General features: G+C 40.5%; 1 protein-coding gene, 4 tRNA genes and 1 pseudogene. All 6 read left to right on the top strand.

Going from position 1 to position 2,444, the window contains the following annotated elements; all coding sequences use genetic code 11:
- The first annotated feature begins 328 nt into the window (after positions 1-328).
- Positions 329-1,429 carry an FHA domain-containing protein gene (locus A1232T_RS13260; protein ID WP_077449817.1) on the top strand — a complete coding sequence of 367 codons (1,101 nt, stop codon included), beginning with the start codon at positions 329-331 and terminating at the stop codon, positions 1,427-1,429.
- Positions 1,430-1,523: 94 nt separating this feature from the next.
- Positions 1,524-1,599, top strand: a tRNA-Thr gene (locus tag A1232T_RS13265).
- A 68-nt stretch (positions 1,600-1,667) separates the two neighbouring features.
- Positions 1,668-1,751 (top strand) — tRNA-Tyr (locus A1232T_RS13270).
- Between the two features lie 100 nt (positions 1,752-1,851).
- Positions 1,852-1,925 (top strand) — tRNA-Gly (locus A1232T_RS13275).
- A gap of 33 nt (positions 1,926-1,958) precedes the next feature.
- Positions 1,959-2,033 (top strand) — tRNA-Thr (locus A1232T_RS13280).
- 330 nt (positions 2,034-2,363) lie between these two features.
- Positions 2,364-2,444 (top strand): annotated as a pseudogene (locus tag A1232T_RS14280) (hypothetical protein); the annotation flags it as partial.

The raw sequence follows: 2,444 nt of genomic DNA on the forward strand, positions 1-2,444 counted from the left end.
CTAAACTGTCAGTGAAACGACGCCGTATTAGGGCTTCTCAAAATCTTGATTATCGTGAGCAGGTTCTATTCGGGAGAGTTTTATAGTGCGATTGCCCTGTTGCTGATTAAAAATACTGGTATATCTTTTAAAATCAGGTTATAAACTAATTAAGTAATAACCCTAAAGTAAAAACCCATTTAGTAATAATGAAATTAGGCTAAGTAACTGGTGTGGTTAAGCTGGTTATAACCCTTATTTAAAATAATGACTAAAGTAAAAAAATAAGCCTAAATAAGCAGTACTATAATTTTGACTAATAATTAACATTTAAAACAGAGGTTCTTTTATGAGTAATTCTGATTCGAAACAATGGAAACTTACAGCAATAACTGAAGCGCTAGGTGATTTAGAGCTTAGTGTTGAAGATAAGCTTACCGTAGGACGTGGGCAAGACAATGATGTGGTGCTAGGAAGTAAGCAAGTCTCTCGCCAACATGCTGAGCTAACTGTGGTTGATGATAAGTTGATGGTACAGGACCTAGGCTCCTCTAATGGTACTTTGGTTAACGACCATAAACTTGAGCCACACCAGCCGACAGCGTTAGCTGAGCAAGACACCCTAACTTTTGCAGCTTTTAGCTTCCGAGTGAATCAAGTGGCCGTTACGCCAACAGTTGCTCCAGCTTTTGTGGCTGATGAGCCAGAGTCAGAGGTAGTAGAGGCAGAAGAAGTCGTAGAACCGGTTGCGGATGTAGAAGCACCTACAGCAGAGTCAGAGCCTGAAGATCAGACTTTAGCTGAAAGTAATGCTGAGGCCGAACAAGCGAAGCAAAATGCTGAGGCGGTAGATAGAGCAGGAATTGAAGGCTTAACTGAAGCTGAGTTAGAAGATAAGCTAGAAGAAGAGTTAGAGGGACCTATTGCTATGGGTGACCCTAATCAAGAAAGCCATAATAGTAAAGAAGAGCACTTTGAAGAATTAGCAGCTGAGGCTGATCCAGAAGTACATAAAGCAAAACAAGCAGCGGCAGCTCAACTGTCTGCTACTACAAACTTGCATGAAAATGTAGAAGAGGAAGCAGTAACTGAGCCTGAAGTAGTTGAACCAGAAGTAGTAGAGCCAGAAGTAGTAGAGCCAGAAGTAGTAGAGCCAGAAGTAGTAGAGCCAGAAGTAGTAGAGCCAGAAGCGGAAAAAGTAGCACCAGCAACAACAGAGGCTCCTGTAACAGAGGAAGTTTTAGAAGAGAGAAAACCTGCTCCAGAATTGAACAATTCTTTTAATACAGTCAAAGAAGAACCTCAACATAACGTGGCTCATGTGAAAAACCACACACCAGCACCAAATACTTCAAGTTCTGGCAAAAACTCCACGTTTTTATGGATGGCCTTGATTTTAGTGGCCTTAGCGGTAGCTTTATGGCTTTATAACAGTGGAACTTTGGCTTAAAAAGTAAAAAAAACGAAAAAAATGAAAAAAAGTTAAAAAAAAGGTTGTGTTTTAAAAAATATTTGCTAGAATACTCACCACTTCGAAGGAACAAGCCGACTTAGCTCAGTTGGTAGAGCAACTGACTTGTAATCAGTAGGTCGCCAGTTCGATTCCGGCAGTCGGCACCATTCGTCCTTCAAAGTACTTTGCTTTAGAGCAAATTAGTAAAACTATAGTTCTTAGTTTTACACCTATAGGTGGGGTTGGGGAGCGGTCAAACCCAACAGACTGTAAATCTGTCGCGAAAGCTTCGAAGGTTCGAATCCTTCCCCCACCACCATTTTCTAGTACTATTTTCAATTAGTGTTCAGTATACTCTACCTTGATCAGCACACTGCCAAGTCCCTATGCAAGTGGCAGCCATTTAAAGCTGTGATACTGCGGGTGTGGTTTAATGGTAGAACCTCAGCCTTCCAAGCTGATGGCGCGGGTTCGATTCCCGCCACCCGCTCCAACTTATTATTTATTTAAAATAAAAGCACATTATGCTCATATAGCTCAGCGGTAGAGCACTCCCTTGGTAAGGGAGAGGTCTCGAGTTCAATTCTCGATATGAGCTCCACTATTTTAAATTGGCTAAATACCCATAATAGTGCTTTGAGTTGGCCGTATACTACTTTAGAGAACATTTAATTAAAGAGTTGAGCGAGGCATCAGTTGTGCCAAGCGCAAAAGTTAGGTGAATATTTAAGATAAAACTTAAATTTATTTACAAGGGCTTGTTAATGACCTTGCACCAAATTACTCCACACAGCTAGTTGATTTATCGATAGGCAGCACTTAGTGTTGCCTTTTAGTGTTGTAATTTACTAACTAAACGATAGAAAATAACACTCTGATATACTTTATCGTATTATTTAACTTAGTAAACCCATAATAAGAGGACATACTCATGGCAAAGGCCAAGTTTGAACGAAGCAAGCCACACGTTAACGTTGGTACAATCGGTCACGTTGACCACGGTAAAACCACT

This window comes from Psychrobacter pasteurii, assembly GCF_900162815.1.
Lineage (GTDB): Bacteria > Pseudomonadota > Gammaproteobacteria > Pseudomonadales > Moraxellaceae > Psychrobacter > Psychrobacter pasteurii.

Coding starts and splice junctions, on each gene's coding strand:
- A1232T_RS13260 (WP_077449817.1), top strand. CDS start 329: ATGAGTAATTCTGATTCGAAACAATGGAAACTTACAGCAATAACTGAA.